The organism is Pantoea sp. FN0305 (assembly GCF_050113845.1).
Taxonomy (GTDB): Bacteria; Pseudomonadota; Gammaproteobacteria; order Enterobacterales; family Enterobacteriaceae; genus Mixta; species Mixta alhagi.
The window spans coordinates 847046-859663 of record NZ_JBNJSN010000001.1 but is presented as its reverse complement, the minus strand read 5'-3'; the positions used below and the strand labels follow the sequence as shown (position 1 = coordinate 859663).

General features: G+C 55.1%; 17 protein-coding genes. 13 read left to right on the top strand and 4 right to left on the bottom strand.

What is annotated here, in order from left to right:
- Positions 1-285: hypothetical protein (locus ACQE3Y_RS03970; protein ID WP_426980921.1), on the top strand; the 285-nt coding region annotated here is incomplete at its 5' end.
- Here ACQE3Y_RS03970 and ACQE3Y_RS03965 read toward each other — a convergent pair.
- Complete coding sequence (locus tag ACQE3Y_RS03965; protein WP_426972290.1) at positions 277-588, bottom strand: cupin; 312 nt, start codon at positions 586-588, stop codon at positions 277-279. The two genes, ACQE3Y_RS03970 and ACQE3Y_RS03965, sit on opposite strands and share 9 nt — an antisense overlap.
- 201 nt (positions 589-789) lie before the next feature.
- On the opposite strand from ACQE3Y_RS03965, the gene ACQE3Y_RS03960 reads away from it, so the two are divergent.
- The 11 genes from ACQE3Y_RS03960 (at position 790) to ACQE3Y_RS03910 (ending at position 10256) form a co-directional block, all read left to right on the top strand.
- Positions 790-1530 (top strand): SDR family oxidoreductase, encoded by a 741-nt coding sequence (locus tag ACQE3Y_RS03960; RefSeq protein WP_426972288.1) that lies wholly within the window; start codon positions 790-792, stop codon positions 1528-1530.
- Positions 1531-1748: 218 nt separating this feature from the next.
- A complete protein-coding gene (locus tag ACQE3Y_RS03955) occupies positions 1749-2345 on the top strand; it encodes a recombinase family protein (RefSeq protein ID WP_426973052.1) in 597 nt (198 codons plus the stop codon).
- Positions 2346-2407: 62 nt separating this feature from the next.
- Positions 2408-3577: a phage tail sheath protein gene (locus ACQE3Y_RS03950; protein WP_426980919.1), complete on the top strand. Its 1170-nt coding sequence runs from the start codon at positions 2408-2410 to the stop codon at positions 3575-3577.
- Positions 3578-3589: 12 nt separating this feature from the next.
- Positions 3590-4102 (top strand): phage major tail tube protein, encoded by a 513-nt coding sequence (locus tag ACQE3Y_RS03945; RefSeq protein WP_426972286.1) that lies wholly within the window; start codon positions 3590-3592, stop codon positions 4100-4102.
- Between the two features lie 59 nt (positions 4103-4161).
- Positions 4162-4458 carry a phage tail assembly protein gene (locus ACQE3Y_RS03940; protein WP_426972284.1) on the top strand — a complete coding sequence of 99 codons (297 nt, stop codon included), beginning with the start codon at positions 4162-4164 and terminating at the stop codon, positions 4456-4458.
- A gap of 14 nt (positions 4459-4472) precedes the next feature.
- The gene (locus ACQE3Y_RS03935) at positions 4473-4595 is read left to right on the top strand and encodes a GpE family phage tail protein (RefSeq protein WP_052134003.1); all 123 of its coding nucleotides are present in this window, start codon (positions 4473-4475) and stop codon (positions 4593-4595) included.
- Positions 4588-7065 carry a phage tail tape measure protein gene (locus tag ACQE3Y_RS03930; RefSeq protein WP_426980918.1) on the top strand — a complete coding sequence of 826 codons (2478 nt, stop codon included), beginning with the start codon at positions 4588-4590 and terminating at the stop codon, positions 7063-7065. Before ACQE3Y_RS03935 ends, ACQE3Y_RS03930 begins: the two co-directional genes overlap by 8 nt.
- A 2-nt stretch (positions 7066-7067) precedes the next feature.
- Positions 7068-7595 carry a phage tail protein gene (locus ACQE3Y_RS03925; RefSeq protein ID WP_426980916.1) on the top strand — a complete coding sequence of 176 codons (528 nt, stop codon included), beginning with the start codon at positions 7068-7070 and terminating at the stop codon, positions 7593-7595.
- A complete protein-coding gene (locus tag ACQE3Y_RS03920; RefSeq protein ID WP_426972279.1) occupies positions 7592-8785 on the top strand; it encodes a phage late control D family protein in 1194 nt (397 codons plus the stop codon). The genes ACQE3Y_RS03925 and ACQE3Y_RS03920 overlap by 4 nt, the downstream gene beginning before the upstream one ends.
- A 71-nt stretch (positions 8786-8856) precedes the next feature.
- Positions 8857-9075 (top strand): ogr/Delta-like zinc finger family protein, encoded by a 219-nt coding sequence (locus ACQE3Y_RS03915; RefSeq protein WP_426972277.1) that lies wholly within the window; start codon positions 8857-8859, stop codon positions 9073-9075.
- A gap of 143 nt (positions 9076-9218) precedes the next feature.
- Positions 9219-10256 (top strand): phage integrase, encoded by a 1038-nt coding sequence (locus ACQE3Y_RS03910; protein WP_426973050.1) that lies wholly within the window; start codon positions 9219-9221, stop codon positions 10254-10256.
- A 358-nt stretch (positions 10257-10614) separates the two neighbouring features.
- Here ACQE3Y_RS03910 and ACQE3Y_RS03905 read toward each other — a convergent pair whose 3' ends face one another.
- The 3 genes from ACQE3Y_RS03905 to yobA are packed head-to-tail and all read right to left on the bottom strand — an operon-like array spanning position 10615 to position 12245.
- The gene (locus tag ACQE3Y_RS03905; RefSeq protein ID WP_250650134.1) at positions 10615-10956 is read right to left on the bottom strand and encodes a YebY family protein; all 342 of its coding nucleotides are present in this window, start codon (positions 10954-10956) and stop codon (positions 10615-10617) included.
- A 33-nt stretch (positions 10957-10989) separates the two neighbouring features.
- Complete coding sequence (gene copD, locus ACQE3Y_RS03900; protein ID WP_426980915.1) at positions 10990-11865, bottom strand: copper homeostasis membrane protein CopD; 876 nt, start codon at positions 11863-11865, stop codon at positions 10990-10992.
- A 2-nt stretch (positions 11866-11867) separates the two neighbouring features.
- Positions 11868-12245 (bottom strand): CopC domain-containing protein YobA, encoded by a 378-nt coding sequence (gene yobA, locus ACQE3Y_RS03895; protein WP_426980914.1) that lies wholly within the window; start codon positions 12243-12245, stop codon positions 11868-11870.
- 128 nt (positions 12246-12373) lie between these two features.
- Between yobA and ACQE3Y_RS03890 the strand changes: the two genes are divergently transcribed.
- Positions 12374-12601 carry a DNA polymerase III subunit theta gene (locus ACQE3Y_RS03890; protein WP_085071474.1) on the top strand — a complete coding sequence of 76 codons (228 nt, stop codon included), beginning with the start codon at positions 12374-12376 and terminating at the stop codon, positions 12599-12601.
- Positions 12602-12618 lie beyond the last annotated feature (17 nt).

The following is a 12618-nucleotide window of genomic DNA, read 5'->3' as shown; positions in this document are numbered from 1 at the left end:
GTTGACAGTCCATCAACAATCGTAGGACTGACGCCGAAAAGTTCTATCGCCCCATCTGACCAGATGGCCCATGAGCCATTCGCGTTAGCGCCCCGACTTACCACATACTTTGCTTCTCCCAAACCAACGTTAGAGAGACAAATAGCAATGTCTTGGCGTCCTCAGTCCGCTATGTGCCAGAAGCTGACGTTGGCAACCCTCTCTCTGTTACTAGAGGCGGGCGTGGAATTTGCCCGTCAGGTTTTCATTGCCAACGGAATGATGAAAAAAACAGCATTAGATTGATCCTTCTTTTTCAATAACAAGGACGCGAGCTACGCCTTGTGGATGAGCGACATGCTCTGTTCCTTCACTTGCATGAAAAATATCGCCGGTACGCATTATCTTACTTTTAACTTCACCCTCTTCTTTGTACTGCATTTCAACACAGCCATCCATCACAGCAAAAACTTCTTGCCCGTCATTGATATGCCACTTGTAAGGTTGATCGGTCCAGTGAAGTTTTACGCTGACGCCCTGGAAGTTAGCAATGTGTTGAGACTCCCAAGCTTTTGAGCCTGTAAATTCCTTGCTGCAATAAAAATTCATGTTTTCTCCTAAAAAATCATTAATCAAACATTATTAAAAGCTTAGATTATGGTCTTTTGCAATAAGTTCGCTTTGTGCCAGAAGCAGACGTTCAAGCAGCAATCCAACTGTATCCATCGTTGCGTAATGAAACAGATGACGAATAGTGTTTTGTTTACGTAAGGTAAATGCTGATTCCGAAGCCAAGTAAAGGGAGTAAGCATGGGAAGATTTAAGGGTAAACGTATACTGATCACGGGCGGTACCAGTGGCATGGGGCTGGCAGGCGCTCAGCGCATTGTCACTGAAGGCGGCCATGTAGCCATTACGGGGCTTAATGAAGAAAGGCTGAAACATGCACGTAGCCTGCTTCCTGTGGCATCGCTTATTGTGAAAAGCGATGCTGCAAGCGAAGCTGACATAAATGCGCTGGAAGAAGCTATTAGCGGCTGGGGATCACTTGATGGATTATGGCTTAATGCCGGCTTCGCAGAGGTAGGCTCCCCGGAATCTGTAACGGCAGATTCTTTTAATCGCATGATGAACGCTAATGTGCGCGGTCCGATGCTACAGCTGGCAGCTCTCTCTAAATCACTTAACTCAGGCGCTTCCGTTCTGGTTACTTCTTCCTCCTCTGTATATGAAGGTGCGGCGATGACAAGCCTGTATGCAGCGACGAAAGGCGCCGTTATCGCTATGGTTAAAAGCTGGGCATCTGCGCTGGCTGAACGCGGTATCCGCGCCAACACTTTGGTGCCAGGTCCGATTGAAACCAACTTCAGGCACTTTATGCCAGAGGAGTCGCGTCAGCAGTTTGAAGATTTTGTGGTAAGCCAGGTTCCTTTGGGTCGCGCAGGAACAGCAGAAGAGGCTGCTGCAGTTGCACTTTTCCTTCTTTCCGATGATGCATCCTATGTTACCGGCAGCCAGTATGCTGTAGACGGCGGGCTGGTACATTACTGATCGTTTACCAAGGTCCACGAAAGTAACTGAAATTAATCCAGTAACGTCCGCTTTTCGCTCAAAGCGGACACATTTTAGTAGCAAGATCTCTATCATTCTCACGGCTGGAGCCTGCTGGATTTGGCTCCTTTCGGCGTACCAACCCAAAACAAAAAGAAACTCCTGGCCCCGAAAAGTGCATGGCTGGCAAACTCCACGTCTTTTACGCGGGGTTTACCATGCTCATTGGCTACATCAGGGTGTCAACAAATGAACAGAACACCGATTTGCAGCGTAACGCGCTGCAAAGTGCAAATTGTGAACTGATTTTTGAAGACAGAATAAGCGGAAAAAAGGCAGAAAGGCCGGGACTGAAAAAGGCACTGCGCTGTCTGCAGGAAGGCGACACATTGGTGGTGTGGAAGTTGGATCGTCTTGGCCGCAGCATGCGCCATCTGGTTATGCTGACTGAGGAACTGCGCGAAAAAGGCATAAACTTCCGCAGCCTGACCGACAGCATTGATACCAGTACGCCAATGGGCCGCTTCTTTTTTCATGTCATGGGGGCGCTGGCGGAAATGGAGCGCGAGCTGATTGTTGAGCGTACCCGTGCAGGACTGGCAGCGGCACGGGAAAAAGGCCGCATCGGTGGCAGGCGGCGGATAATGACGCCTGAAGTGGTCAGCCGGGCTGAAAGGATGCTGACGAACGGCGCCACGCTGCATCAGATTGCCCTGGTGCTGGAGGTATCTGTAAAGACGCTTTATCGCTATATCCCTGCCGTAAAACAGCAGCGCCTGCGTGATTCTGTCCGGTCACCGGCCAGCAAACCATGAAAGCATGCACCTGCCAGCCTGAGCTGACAATCTGAGCGCACCCATAACACGGAGTGCATCAGATGTCTGATTATCATCACGGTGTCCGCGTCGTCGAAATCAACGACGGCACGCGCACCATTTCCACCGTATCCACGGCAATCGTGGGGATGGTCTGCACGGCAGAAGATGCCGATGCCGCGGCCTTCCCGCTCAATGAGCCGGTGCTGATCACCAATGTCCTGTCGGCCATCGGCAAGGCCGGTAAAAAAGGCACCCTGTCGGCCGCACTGCAGGCCATTGCCGACCAGGCAAAACCCGTCACCGTCGTGGTGCGCGTGGCAGAAGGTGCCACCCCGGCGGAAACCACCTCGAACATTATCGGCACCACCGATGAGAACGGCCGCTATACCGGCATGAAAGCGCTGCTGAGCGCGCAGACGCAGCTCGGCGTCAAGCCGCGCATTCTCGGCGTGCCGGGTCTCGATGCGCTGGAAGTCTCGACCGCGCTGGCCGGCATCGCGCAGCAGCTGCGCGCCTTTGCCTATGTGTCGGCGTGGGGCTGCAAAACCATTTCCGAGGCGATGGCGTACCGAGAAAACTTCAGCCAGCGCGAGCTGATGGTTATCTGGCCGGACTTTATCGCCTGGAACACCACCGCCAACCAGTCCGAAACCGCGTATGCCACCGCCCGTGCGCTGGGCCTGCGAACCAAAATCGACACCGAAACCGGCTGGCACAAAACCCTGTCCAACGTCGGCGTCAACGGCGTGACCGGCATTTCCGCCTCGGTCTTCTGGGATTTGCAGCAGACCGGCACCGATGCCGATCTGCTCAACGAGGCATGCGTTACCACCCTGATCCGTAAAGATGGCTTCCGCTTCTGGGGTAACCGTACCTGTAGCGACGATCCGCTGTTTGCGTTTGAAAACTACACCCGTACGGCGCAGGTAATTGCCGACACGATGGCCGAGGCGCATATGTGGGCCAACGACAAGCCGCTGACGCCGGTACTGGTGCGCGACATTATCGCGGGCATCAATGCCAAATTCCGCGAGCTGGTCAGCGCCGGTTACCTGCTGGGCGCGTCGTGCTGGTATGACGACACGGCCAACGATAAAGACACCCTGAAGGCGGGCAAGCTCTTTATTGATTACGACTACACGCCGGTGCCACCGCTGGAAGATTTAACCCTGCGCCAGCGCATCACCGACAGCTACCTGGCGAACTTCGCCGCATCCGTTAACAGCTGAGGAGCTGGATAAATGGCATTACCCCGCAAATTAAAAGGGCTGAACCTTTTCAACGATTCAAACAGCTATCAGGGCGTGGTGACCGCCGTCACCCTGCCGAAGCTGTCACGCAAGCTGGACGCCTACCGTGGCGGCGGCATGAACGGCGCCGCGTTCGTGGACAACGGGCTGGACGACGATGCGCTGGATATGGAGTGGACGATTGGCGGCATAGACGATCTGGTACTGAAACAGTGGGGCGCCAGCGCGGCCGTCCCGCTGCGTTTTACCGGCTCCTACCAGCGCGACGACACCGGCGAGGAAATCGCGGTGGAGATTGAGGTACGCGGCAGGCATCAGGCGTTTGATTTTGGCGAGGCCAAACAGGGCGAAGATACCGAAACCAAAATCACCACCAAAAACACCTATTTCCACCTGACGTGGGACGGCAAAGAGCTGATGGAAATCGACACCATCAACATGATTGAAAAGGTGAACGGCACCGACCTGCTGGAGCAGCGCCGCAAAAACCTCGGCCTGATGTAACCCTGACGCCAGCGCCCGGCGCTGGCACTCAATAAACCTGACTATTGCGAGTAACGAAAATGGAACAGAACGAAAACATGATCATCCTGGAAACTCCGCTGAAGCGTGGCGAAACCGAAATCAGCCAGGTGGAGCTGTTTAAACCCAACGCGGGCGCGCTGCGCGGCGTGCGCCTGGCTGACCTGTGCGGCTCGGACGTTGACGCCCTGCTGACCGTGCTGCCGCGCATCACCGTGCCGGCACTGACGAAAGCGGAATGCCTGAACCTCGATCCGGTTGACCTGATTGCGCTGGGCGGGAAAGTGATCGGTTTTTTGTTGCCGAAGTCGGCCGACCCGACTGGCCCCGAAGCCTGACCGTGAATGACCTGATGGCCGACGTTGCGGTCATCTTTCACTGGCCCCCGTCTGAAATGTACGACATGCCGCTGGCCGAGTTACTGGACTGGCGGCACAAAGCCCTGATGCGCAGTGGAGTATCCCCAGATGAGTAACAACCTCAAACTGCAGGTGCTGCTGAAAGCGGTAGACCAGGCGACGCGTCCCTTTAAAGCGGTGCAGGCCGCCAGCAAAACGCTGGCGGGCGATATCCGTGGCTCACAGGATGAGCTGAAGGCGCTGAACGCGCAGGCGCACCGCATTGAAAGCTTTCGTAATGTCAGCGCGCTACTGGCCGTGACCGGCGAGGCGCTGAAAAAAGCCAAAGCGGAAGCCGCCGCGCTGGGTGTGCAGATGCGCAGCTCCGCCAGCCCGACGGCGGCGCAGGTCAAAGCCTTTGAAAATGCCAGGCGCAGCGCGGCGGCAATGCAGGAAAAATATAACTCCCTGCGCCAGTCCGTCCAGCGCCAGCGCGCCGAGCTGCAACAGTCCGGCATCGATACGCGGAATTTATCCGCTGCCGGGCGCACGCTGCGCAACAGCATTGCGGAAACGACCGCAACCATTAACCGCCAGCGCGAAGCGTTAGCCCGTGTGAGCCAGCAACAGGAGCGGCTGAACGCGATAAGCCAGCGGTACGAGCGGGGCAAAAGCGCGGCGGCGGGCGTGCGTAATGTCAGCGCCGCTTCGCTCGGAGCGGGAACCGCTGCACTGTATGCCGGTAGCCGGTTAATGGCACCCGAAATTCAGTCACAGCAAAGCGGTGCGATGATTGCGGCCCGTCAGGGGGAGGATGCCGAGAAAGGCAGGCAGTACACCGCAGCCATTCAGCGCATTAATGCATCTGGGGTGAGCGGGGATATTGCTGAAATCACCGAGGCAGTGTCAGCGGTACGCAGCACACTCGGCACGCTGGGCGACGTGGGCGAGGCTGAGTTAGACCGCATCACCCGCAAGGCGCTGGACATGAAGACCACCTTTGGCACCGATACGGCGGAAAGCATCCAGATTGCCGCAATCATGATGAAAAACAACCTCGCGGGCAGCAGCGACGAGGCAATGGATTTGATCGTCTCAGGTATGCAACGCGTATCCACCGAAATGCGCGGCGAACTGCCTGAAATTCTTCACGAGTATTCGACCCACTTCCGCAACATGGGATTCACCGGCGCGGAGGCGATGTCACTGCTGGTTGATATGTCGAAACAGGGCAAATTTGCCCTTGATAAGACCGGCGATGCCATCAAGGAATTCAGCATTCGCGGCTCGGATATGTCGAAAAACAGCGTCGCCGCGTATAAGCAGATTGGCCTTAATGCCGAAAAAATGTCCCGCGATATTGCCACCGGCGGCGATAAAGCCCGGGGGGCGATGCAGAAGACGGCTAAGGGGCTGCTTGCCATCAAAGACCCGGCGGAACGGGCAAATGCGGCGATAGCCCTGTTTGGCACGCCGGTTGAGGATTTATCGGTTGACCAGATACCGGCCTTTCTCGGCGCGCTGGCGGGGGTTAAAAACCAGCTCGGCGACGTCAGCGGCGCAGCCGGTAACATGGGTAAAACCCTGCGCGATAATTTATCGGGTGACGTAGCGAAACTTCAGGGCGCGTTTTCGGGGCTGCGGTTTAACGTCTTTACCCGAATGGATGGTCACCTGCGCACCCTGACGCAGAGCGCAACGGGCTGGCTCACACAATTAAACGCCTGGATAAAGACCAATCCTGCGCTGACCTCCAATCTGGTGCTGGCAGCCGGGGCGGTCGCCGGGCTGGCGGCGGTGCTGGGCGGCGTGGGGCTGGTTGTCTGGCCGGTGATGGCGGGTATTAATGCCCTGATAGCAGGTGCCGGGCTGCTCAGTGCGGGCTTCACGATTGCAGGCGGTGCGATTACCGCAGCGCTGGGTGCTATCACGCTGCCTGTCGTGGCTGTGGTGGCCGCCATCGTGGCCGGTGCGCTGATGATCCGTAAATACTGGGAGCCGATAAGCGCCTTTATATCCGGCGTGGCCGAAGGCTTTACGGCGGCAATGGGGCCGATAAGCGCGGCGTTCGCGCCGCTGAAGCCGGTGTTTGACTGGTTCACCGGCAAGGTAAAAGAGCTGTGGAACTGGTTCGGCCGGTTGCTGGAGCCGGTGAAGTCCACACAGGCAGAGCTGGCGTCTGCCGGGGATATGGGTAAAAAGTTTGGCACCATGCTGGCCGATGCCCTGAAATTTCCGTCCGATATGCTGAATCAGCTGAAAGGCGGTATTGACTGGGTGCTGGAAAAACTGGGCGTTATCGACAAGAAATCCTCCGGGCTGAAAGACAAGATGCCGGAGCATGATGCGGTGGCTACGGGCGGCGCGGGTATCAGTACCGGCGATTGGCAGTACAACCTCGCAACCGGAGGTGCGCCGTATAAGCCAGTAACGGCACCCGCTGCAAAGGGGGCAACGCAGCAGAATACCTACAACAGCAATTATGTGCTGAACATGCACGAAGGCATGACTAAAGACGATGCGCTGGCCCTGATGGCGCAGAACAGCGCCCGCGAGCAGAACAGAGCGAAAGCGCAACAGCGCAGCAGAATGGGCTGGGAGGATTAACCATGATGATGATTTACGGCATGCTGCCGTTCATGCGCCAGACGCTGCCTTACAGCGAACTGCAACACAGCACTGATTACCGCTGGCCGACAAACAGCCGCGTCGGGCAACGGGCTGCTGCGCAGTTTATCGGGCCGGGTGATGAAAAAATTACGCTGAGCGGCGAGCTGCGCCCGGAAATCACCGGCGGCGCGGTGTCGCTGCTGACGCTGAAAGCGATGGCCGACGAGGGCCGGGCGTGGCCGCTGATAGGCGGTAACGGTAAAATTTACGGCATGTACGTGACGGAAAGCGTTGCCACCACGCACAGCGAGTTTTACAGCGACGGCAGCGCCCGAAAAATTACCTTTACCCTGAGCCTGTTGCGCGTTGATGAGTCCTTAACGGCGATGTTCGGCGATCTGAAAAAACAGGCTGACGGGCTGATAAGCGGCGCGGGTAACCTGCCGGGGCAGCTTTCATCGTTCGCGGACAGCTTTAAGTCAGTGGCCGGCAGCGTGATTTCTTCCGCCGGAGGGCTTTTATCATGACAGGTATCAGCAGCCTGCCGGTGCAGGCAGGCGCACGCCTTTCCCCTGACTTCAGGCTGACGGTGAACGCAAAGGACGTGACCGCGAACCTGCGCGACAGGCTGCTGTCGCTGACGCTCACCGATAACCGGGGCTTTGAGGCCGACCAGCTGGACATTGAGCTGGACGACGCCGACGGCCAGCTGGCACTGCCGGTACGCGGTGCAGTGGTAAAGCTGTTTCTCGGCTGGCAGGGTCAGCCGCTGACGGACAAGGGCGAGTTTACCGTGGATGAGGTGGAGCATCACGGCGCACCGGATACGCTGACCATTCGGGCCCGCAGCGCCGACTTTCGCGGCACGCTGAACTCACGCCGTGAAACATCCTGGCATGACACCACGCTGGGCGCTGTGCTGAAAGAAATAGCCGGGCGCAACAAGCTGGCCCCTGCTGTGGCGGCTGAATTTACAGGTGTTGCGGTGCGCCATATCGACCAGACGCAGGAGACAGACGCCAAATTTCTGACGCGGCTGGCCTCGCTGCATGGCGCGGTGGCGGCCATCAAGGCAGGACGCCTGCTGTTTATCCGGCCCGGTGCCGGGGTTACCGTCAGCGGCAAACCGATCCCGCAGCTGACCCTGACCCGCCAGGACGGCGACCGGCACAGCTTCAGCATTGCCGATCGCGGTGCCTATACCGGCGTGGTGGCCAGCTGGCTGCACACGAAAGACCCGAAGCCGAAAAAGGTAAAGCTGAAGCGCAAACCCAAAGAAGAAAAGCCGCACACGCCGGAGCATCCGTCTGCGGAGAAAACGAAAGCCGCGACCGCCAAGGAGCCGGAGGCGCGCAAGGGGGAATATCTGGCGGGCAGTGAGGATAATGTTTTTACGCTGACCACCGTCTACGCCACTAAAAAGGCCGCGATGGGTGCAGCGAAAGCCAAATGGGAGAAGCTGCAACGCGGTGTTGCCGAGTTCTCGCTGACACTGGCAACGGGCCGGGCGGATGTGTTCCCGGAGACGCCGGTCAGGGTGAGCGGCTTTAAATCGGTGATTGATGCGCAGCCGTGGCTTATCAGCAAGGTCACGCACAGCCTGAACGGAAGCGGCTACACCACCACGCTGGATTTTGAGGTAATGCTGTCTGATGTGGAATATGAAGCGGAAAGCGACGACAACAGCGAAAGTCAGTTTAAACAAAGCAAACTTTAGTTTGCAAAAGCAAGTTTAATTATTAAAATGCAAACAGACCTCTTGCTTCGCTTGTTTAAGGTAGGTTCCTCATGATGCATTGCCCGCTCTGCCAGACCGCTGCTCATGCCAAAAGCAGCCGATACATATCACGTGAAACGAAAGAACGTTATCACCAATGCCAGAATATTAATTGCAGCTGTACGTTCAAGACGCATGAAACCGTCGCAAGCGTGATCGTTTCGCCAGGCGTGGTTAATAAAGTGAATTTACACAGCCAATTCCATAACCAGCCTTCCCTACTGCACTGATACTGCTCTCCCCTCACCCGGCCTACCGATTCAATACTAACCTGCTCCGGCAGGTTTTTTTATGTTTGATAGCCTGCAAACAAACATTGATAACTGTTTATATATACAGTACTTTTATGCAAAAAGCTGTATGTATGAGAGTTATGGGACCAAAGAAATTACCGAACGGCAAATGGCAGTGCGACTTCTATCTTAATGGTCGTGGTAGCAAACGCGTACGTAAAACCTTCACTACACGCGGTGAAGCGATAGCCTATGAAAAGTTCACGCTGTCTGAGATAGAAGATAAACCCTGGATGGGCGGCAAAGAAGATAACCGGCGGCTTAGTGAGTTAATTGACCTCTGGTATAAGCTGCACGGCTGCTCATTAAATGACAAAAAAGGCCGTCTGGGAAAGCTGAGCATTATCTGCCGGGGGCTTGGTGATCCGGTTGCAAAAACGCTAACCGCAAAAGACTGGGCGCATTACCGTGACCGCCGCTTACGTGGTGAAATCGAGAATGGCTATAAGACCAGCGCCAAGTCGCTAAAGGTATCTATCGGTACAGTTAACTGTGAGCATGCTTTTTTGCGTGCGGTATTCAACGAGCTGGAAAGACTGGGTGAGATTAACTACCCTAACCCGCTTAAAAACATCCGTGAGTTTGAAGTACCAGAAAAGGAAATGGCCTGGCTTACCGATGAGCAAATCACACGAGTGATGCGCGCCTGTCGTGGTCATGCTAATCACGATCTCACCCTTATCGTTAAAATCTGTCTTAGCACCGGTTGCCGCTGGAATGAGGCGGCCAGCCTGCGCGCTTCACAACTCTCACCTTATAAAATTACTTTTGTAAAAACTAAAGGGAAAAAGAACCGCACAGTTCCCATTAGTAAAGAGTTATATGAAGAACTACTGGCGCGTGAAGGTGAGCCTTTTGATGAATGCTACCGGCAGTTTTACCGGGTGCTAAAGATCGCAAAAATAGAATTACCGGAAGGTCAGATGAGCCATGTATTACGTCACACTTTCGCCAGTCACTTTATGATGGGGGGCGGTAATATTCTGGTGTTGCAGCGTATTCTCGGCCATTCAGATATTAGAGTTACTATGCGTTATGCGCATTTCGCACCAGACCATCTGGAAGATGCCATTTATTTAAATCCGCTGCAGAAAATAAAAACTGCGTCCACAAACTGACTACAAGGGGTCAACAGAGGGGGTATTGGGTAGAACAGGGGATATGTTAAGTTGATGATTTTTATATAAACCACTGTTTTTAAATAGAAAACAAAAAAAGACCGAATACGATTCCTATATTCGGTCCAGGGAAATGGCTCTTGTAAGAGCCGTGCGCTAAAAGTTGGCATTAATGCAGGCGATGTCGCCTTACCTTATAAAGCGTAGAACAGTCGTGAGTAATGTCCAGTCAGATGCAAACAGGCTGCAAAGAAGAGTTTAAGTCTGTGAGAACAACGGCAAAAAGCAGCCCGGGTGCTGTCTTTTAGCACCAAAATTAGCTACAGGAAATTAGCGCGGCGATACCGCGCCTGAGGGTTTATCTACACAGCTTCTCTGCACGCTCAATAATAGGCTGCAGGCTGGCTTTTTGCCCTGGGTGCTGCGGATCGTCGGCCTGAATCACCGAAATAGGCTGAGCCGTGGCTTTGCCTGAGGTCACGTTCTTTGCCGCTTCATCATTGAGCGGATACTGCATCAGGGTGCTGGGGTTGATAGCAAACAGCGCATGCCCTTTCGTACAGGTGAGCATCACTTCTTCACGCGTAAAAGGCCATTTGTCCTTGCCAATTTCAAAACGACTTACGGTGATAATTTCTGACGCTGCCAGCGCACTGGTGCAGCATCCCATCGCCAGTATTAATCCGAGGATTTTTTTCATGGGGTTACCTTATTGTCTTACTTAACTTATTCATTACGGTTGTAGCGTGGCAAAGATGCTGACTGATATTACCACCAGTCCCGCTGTTGCTATTTCCAGCTGCGTTGCGCGCACAAACCATAACTGTGCCCTGCTGCCCGGCATGGAAAAACGCGGGACCAGCCAGTAGCGATTAAACAGCGCGGTGCATAACATCAGCGCCACCAGCCCAATTTTAATGGTCAGCCATAGCCGGTAATCATTATTTGCAGGCCAGGGCCAGCCAACGATAAAAGCCGTGTTAACGATGCCGCTTAGCAAAGTCAGCGCCACCGCCAAATGCCCATAGCGCGAAAAGCGCATCATGGTCTGGATTGCAGCGCTACGCTGCTGCGGCAATTGTGCATCACGCATCAACCCTAATAACGGCAGCAGGCCACCAGCCCAGAAGGCTGCGCCGGTAAGATGAATTGCCTGATTAACACGCTGTAACGCGCCGGGCCAGCCATCCAGCATAGCCACATGTCCAACCAGCGCCAGGCCGCAGAGCTGTAGCAAACCACACAGCAGCAGTAAACGCTGGCGCGTGCTGCCGCCGGTTGCCAGAGCAAGGCCAGCCAGCAACGCCCCCAGCAGCTGTACGCACCAGGCATGACCAAAACCCGTCTGCATGACCGCCCACCAGATATTCGCCCGGGCAATATTGCGCCAGTCTCCGCTCATCAGGCCGGTTTGGGCCGCCAGGATCGCCAGCGCGCTCAATAGCGTCAGGATAACGCAGAGAGTCAACAGCGGCATCAAACGCTGGCTTAGCACAGGCTGATAGCGACGCGGTGCCAGTAGCGCACTATAAAAGGCGCTGCCGGTTAACAGCAGCAAGGCGCTGAAGTGAACCCAGCGGCAAAATATATACAGCGTATCCAGCGTCATCACTATTTCACGCTGAAAGTGTAACTTCCTTTGGTTCGGTGACCATCTACCGACAGTACATGCCAGTTTACCTGATAGCTCCCACTGGACAGCGGTTTCTCCAGTGGCACAATCAGCTGATTATGTTGTTTAGGCGCACGCTCCACTTCAGCTACCGGCATCGTCTGCCGGTCAGCGGCAACAATATCAACGCCGCTGAAAGCAGGCTCAATATCTTCAGAGAATGTCAGGGTCAGCGCCTGCGGCGAGGCTTCTACATTGGCATTCGCGGCGGGATATTGCGATTTCAGATGGGCATGGGCCAGCGCAGCCGGAGAAAAGGCAACTGACAGTACCAGGGCGGCTGCACCAGGTAAAGCAGAGAAGCGGGTTTTCAACATGATTTCATCCTGTAAACTATCGTGGTTGTCACCAACGAGGCCGCAGCATACCTCCCGTACTTAAGCCTGTCGAGGCATTAACGGCGATTCAATATAAGCCCTGCGGCGCTTATACACAGGAGCAAAAAATGTCTAACAACCTGGCAACATTAACGCAGGAAGAAAAAGATAAAGTGAATGTCGACCTGGCTGCCGCTGGCGTCGCCTTCAAAGAGCGTTACAATATGCCGGTGGTAGCGGAAATCGTTGAGCGTGAGCAGCCAGAAGCGCTACGCGACTGGTTCCGCCAGCGTCTGATGCATCATCGACAAACCTCGATTAACCTTTCCCGCCTGCCATGGGAACCGAAGAAATAACAGTGCGCGTCAGCGCT

Coding starts and splice junctions, on each gene's coding strand:
- ACQE3Y_RS03925 (WP_426980916.1), top strand. CDS start 7,068: ATGATGATGATTTACGGCATGCTGCCGTTCATGCGCCAGACGCTGCCT.
- ACQE3Y_RS03910 (WP_426973050.1), top strand. CDS start 9,219: ATGGGACCAAAGAAATTACCGAACGGCAAATGGCAGTGCGACTTCTAT.
- ACQE3Y_RS03920 (WP_426972279.1), top strand. CDS start 7,592: ATGACAGGTATCAGCAGCCTGCCGGTGCAGGCAGGCGCACGCCTTTCC.
- ACQE3Y_RS03905 (WP_250650134.1), bottom strand. CDS start 10,956: ATGAAAAAAATCCTCGGATTAATACTGGCGATGGGATGCTGCACCAGT.
- ACQE3Y_RS03915 (WP_426972277.1), top strand. CDS start 8,857: ATGATGCATTGCCCGCTCTGCCAGACCGCTGCTCATGCCAAAAGCAGC.
- ACQE3Y_RS03940 (WP_426972284.1), top strand. CDS start 4,162: ATGGAACAGAACGAAAACATGATCATCCTGGAAACTCCGCTGAAGCGT.
- ACQE3Y_RS03890 (WP_085071474.1), top strand. CDS start 12,374: ATGTCTAACAACCTGGCAACATTAACGCAGGAAGAAAAAGATAAAGTG.
- copD (WP_426980915.1), bottom strand. CDS start 11,865: ATGACGCTGGATACGCTGTATATATTTTGCCGCTGGGTTCACTTCAGC.
- ACQE3Y_RS03950 (WP_426980919.1), top strand. CDS start 2,408: ATGTCTGATTATCATCACGGTGTCCGCGTCGTCGAAATCAACGACGGC.
- ACQE3Y_RS03930 (WP_426980918.1), top strand. CDS start 4,588: ATGAGTAACAACCTCAAACTGCAGGTGCTGCTGAAAGCGGTAGACCAG.
- ACQE3Y_RS03960 (WP_426972288.1), top strand. CDS start 790: ATGGGAAGATTTAAGGGTAAACGTATACTGATCACGGGCGGTACCAGT.
- yobA (WP_426980914.1), bottom strand. CDS start 12,245: ATGTTGAAAACCCGCTTCTCTGCTTTACCTGGTGCAGCCGCCCTGGTA.
- ACQE3Y_RS03965 (WP_426972290.1), bottom strand. CDS start 588: ATGAATTTTTATTGCAGCAAGGAATTTACAGGCTCAAAAGCTTGGGAG.
- ACQE3Y_RS03955 (WP_426973052.1), top strand. CDS start 1,749: ATGCTCATTGGCTACATCAGGGTGTCAACAAATGAACAGAACACCGAT.
- ACQE3Y_RS03935 (WP_052134003.1), top strand. CDS start 4,473: ATGGCCGACGTTGCGGTCATCTTTCACTGGCCCCCGTCTGAAATGTAC.
- ACQE3Y_RS03945 (WP_426972286.1), top strand. CDS start 3,590: ATGGCATTACCCCGCAAATTAAAAGGGCTGAACCTTTTCAACGATTCA.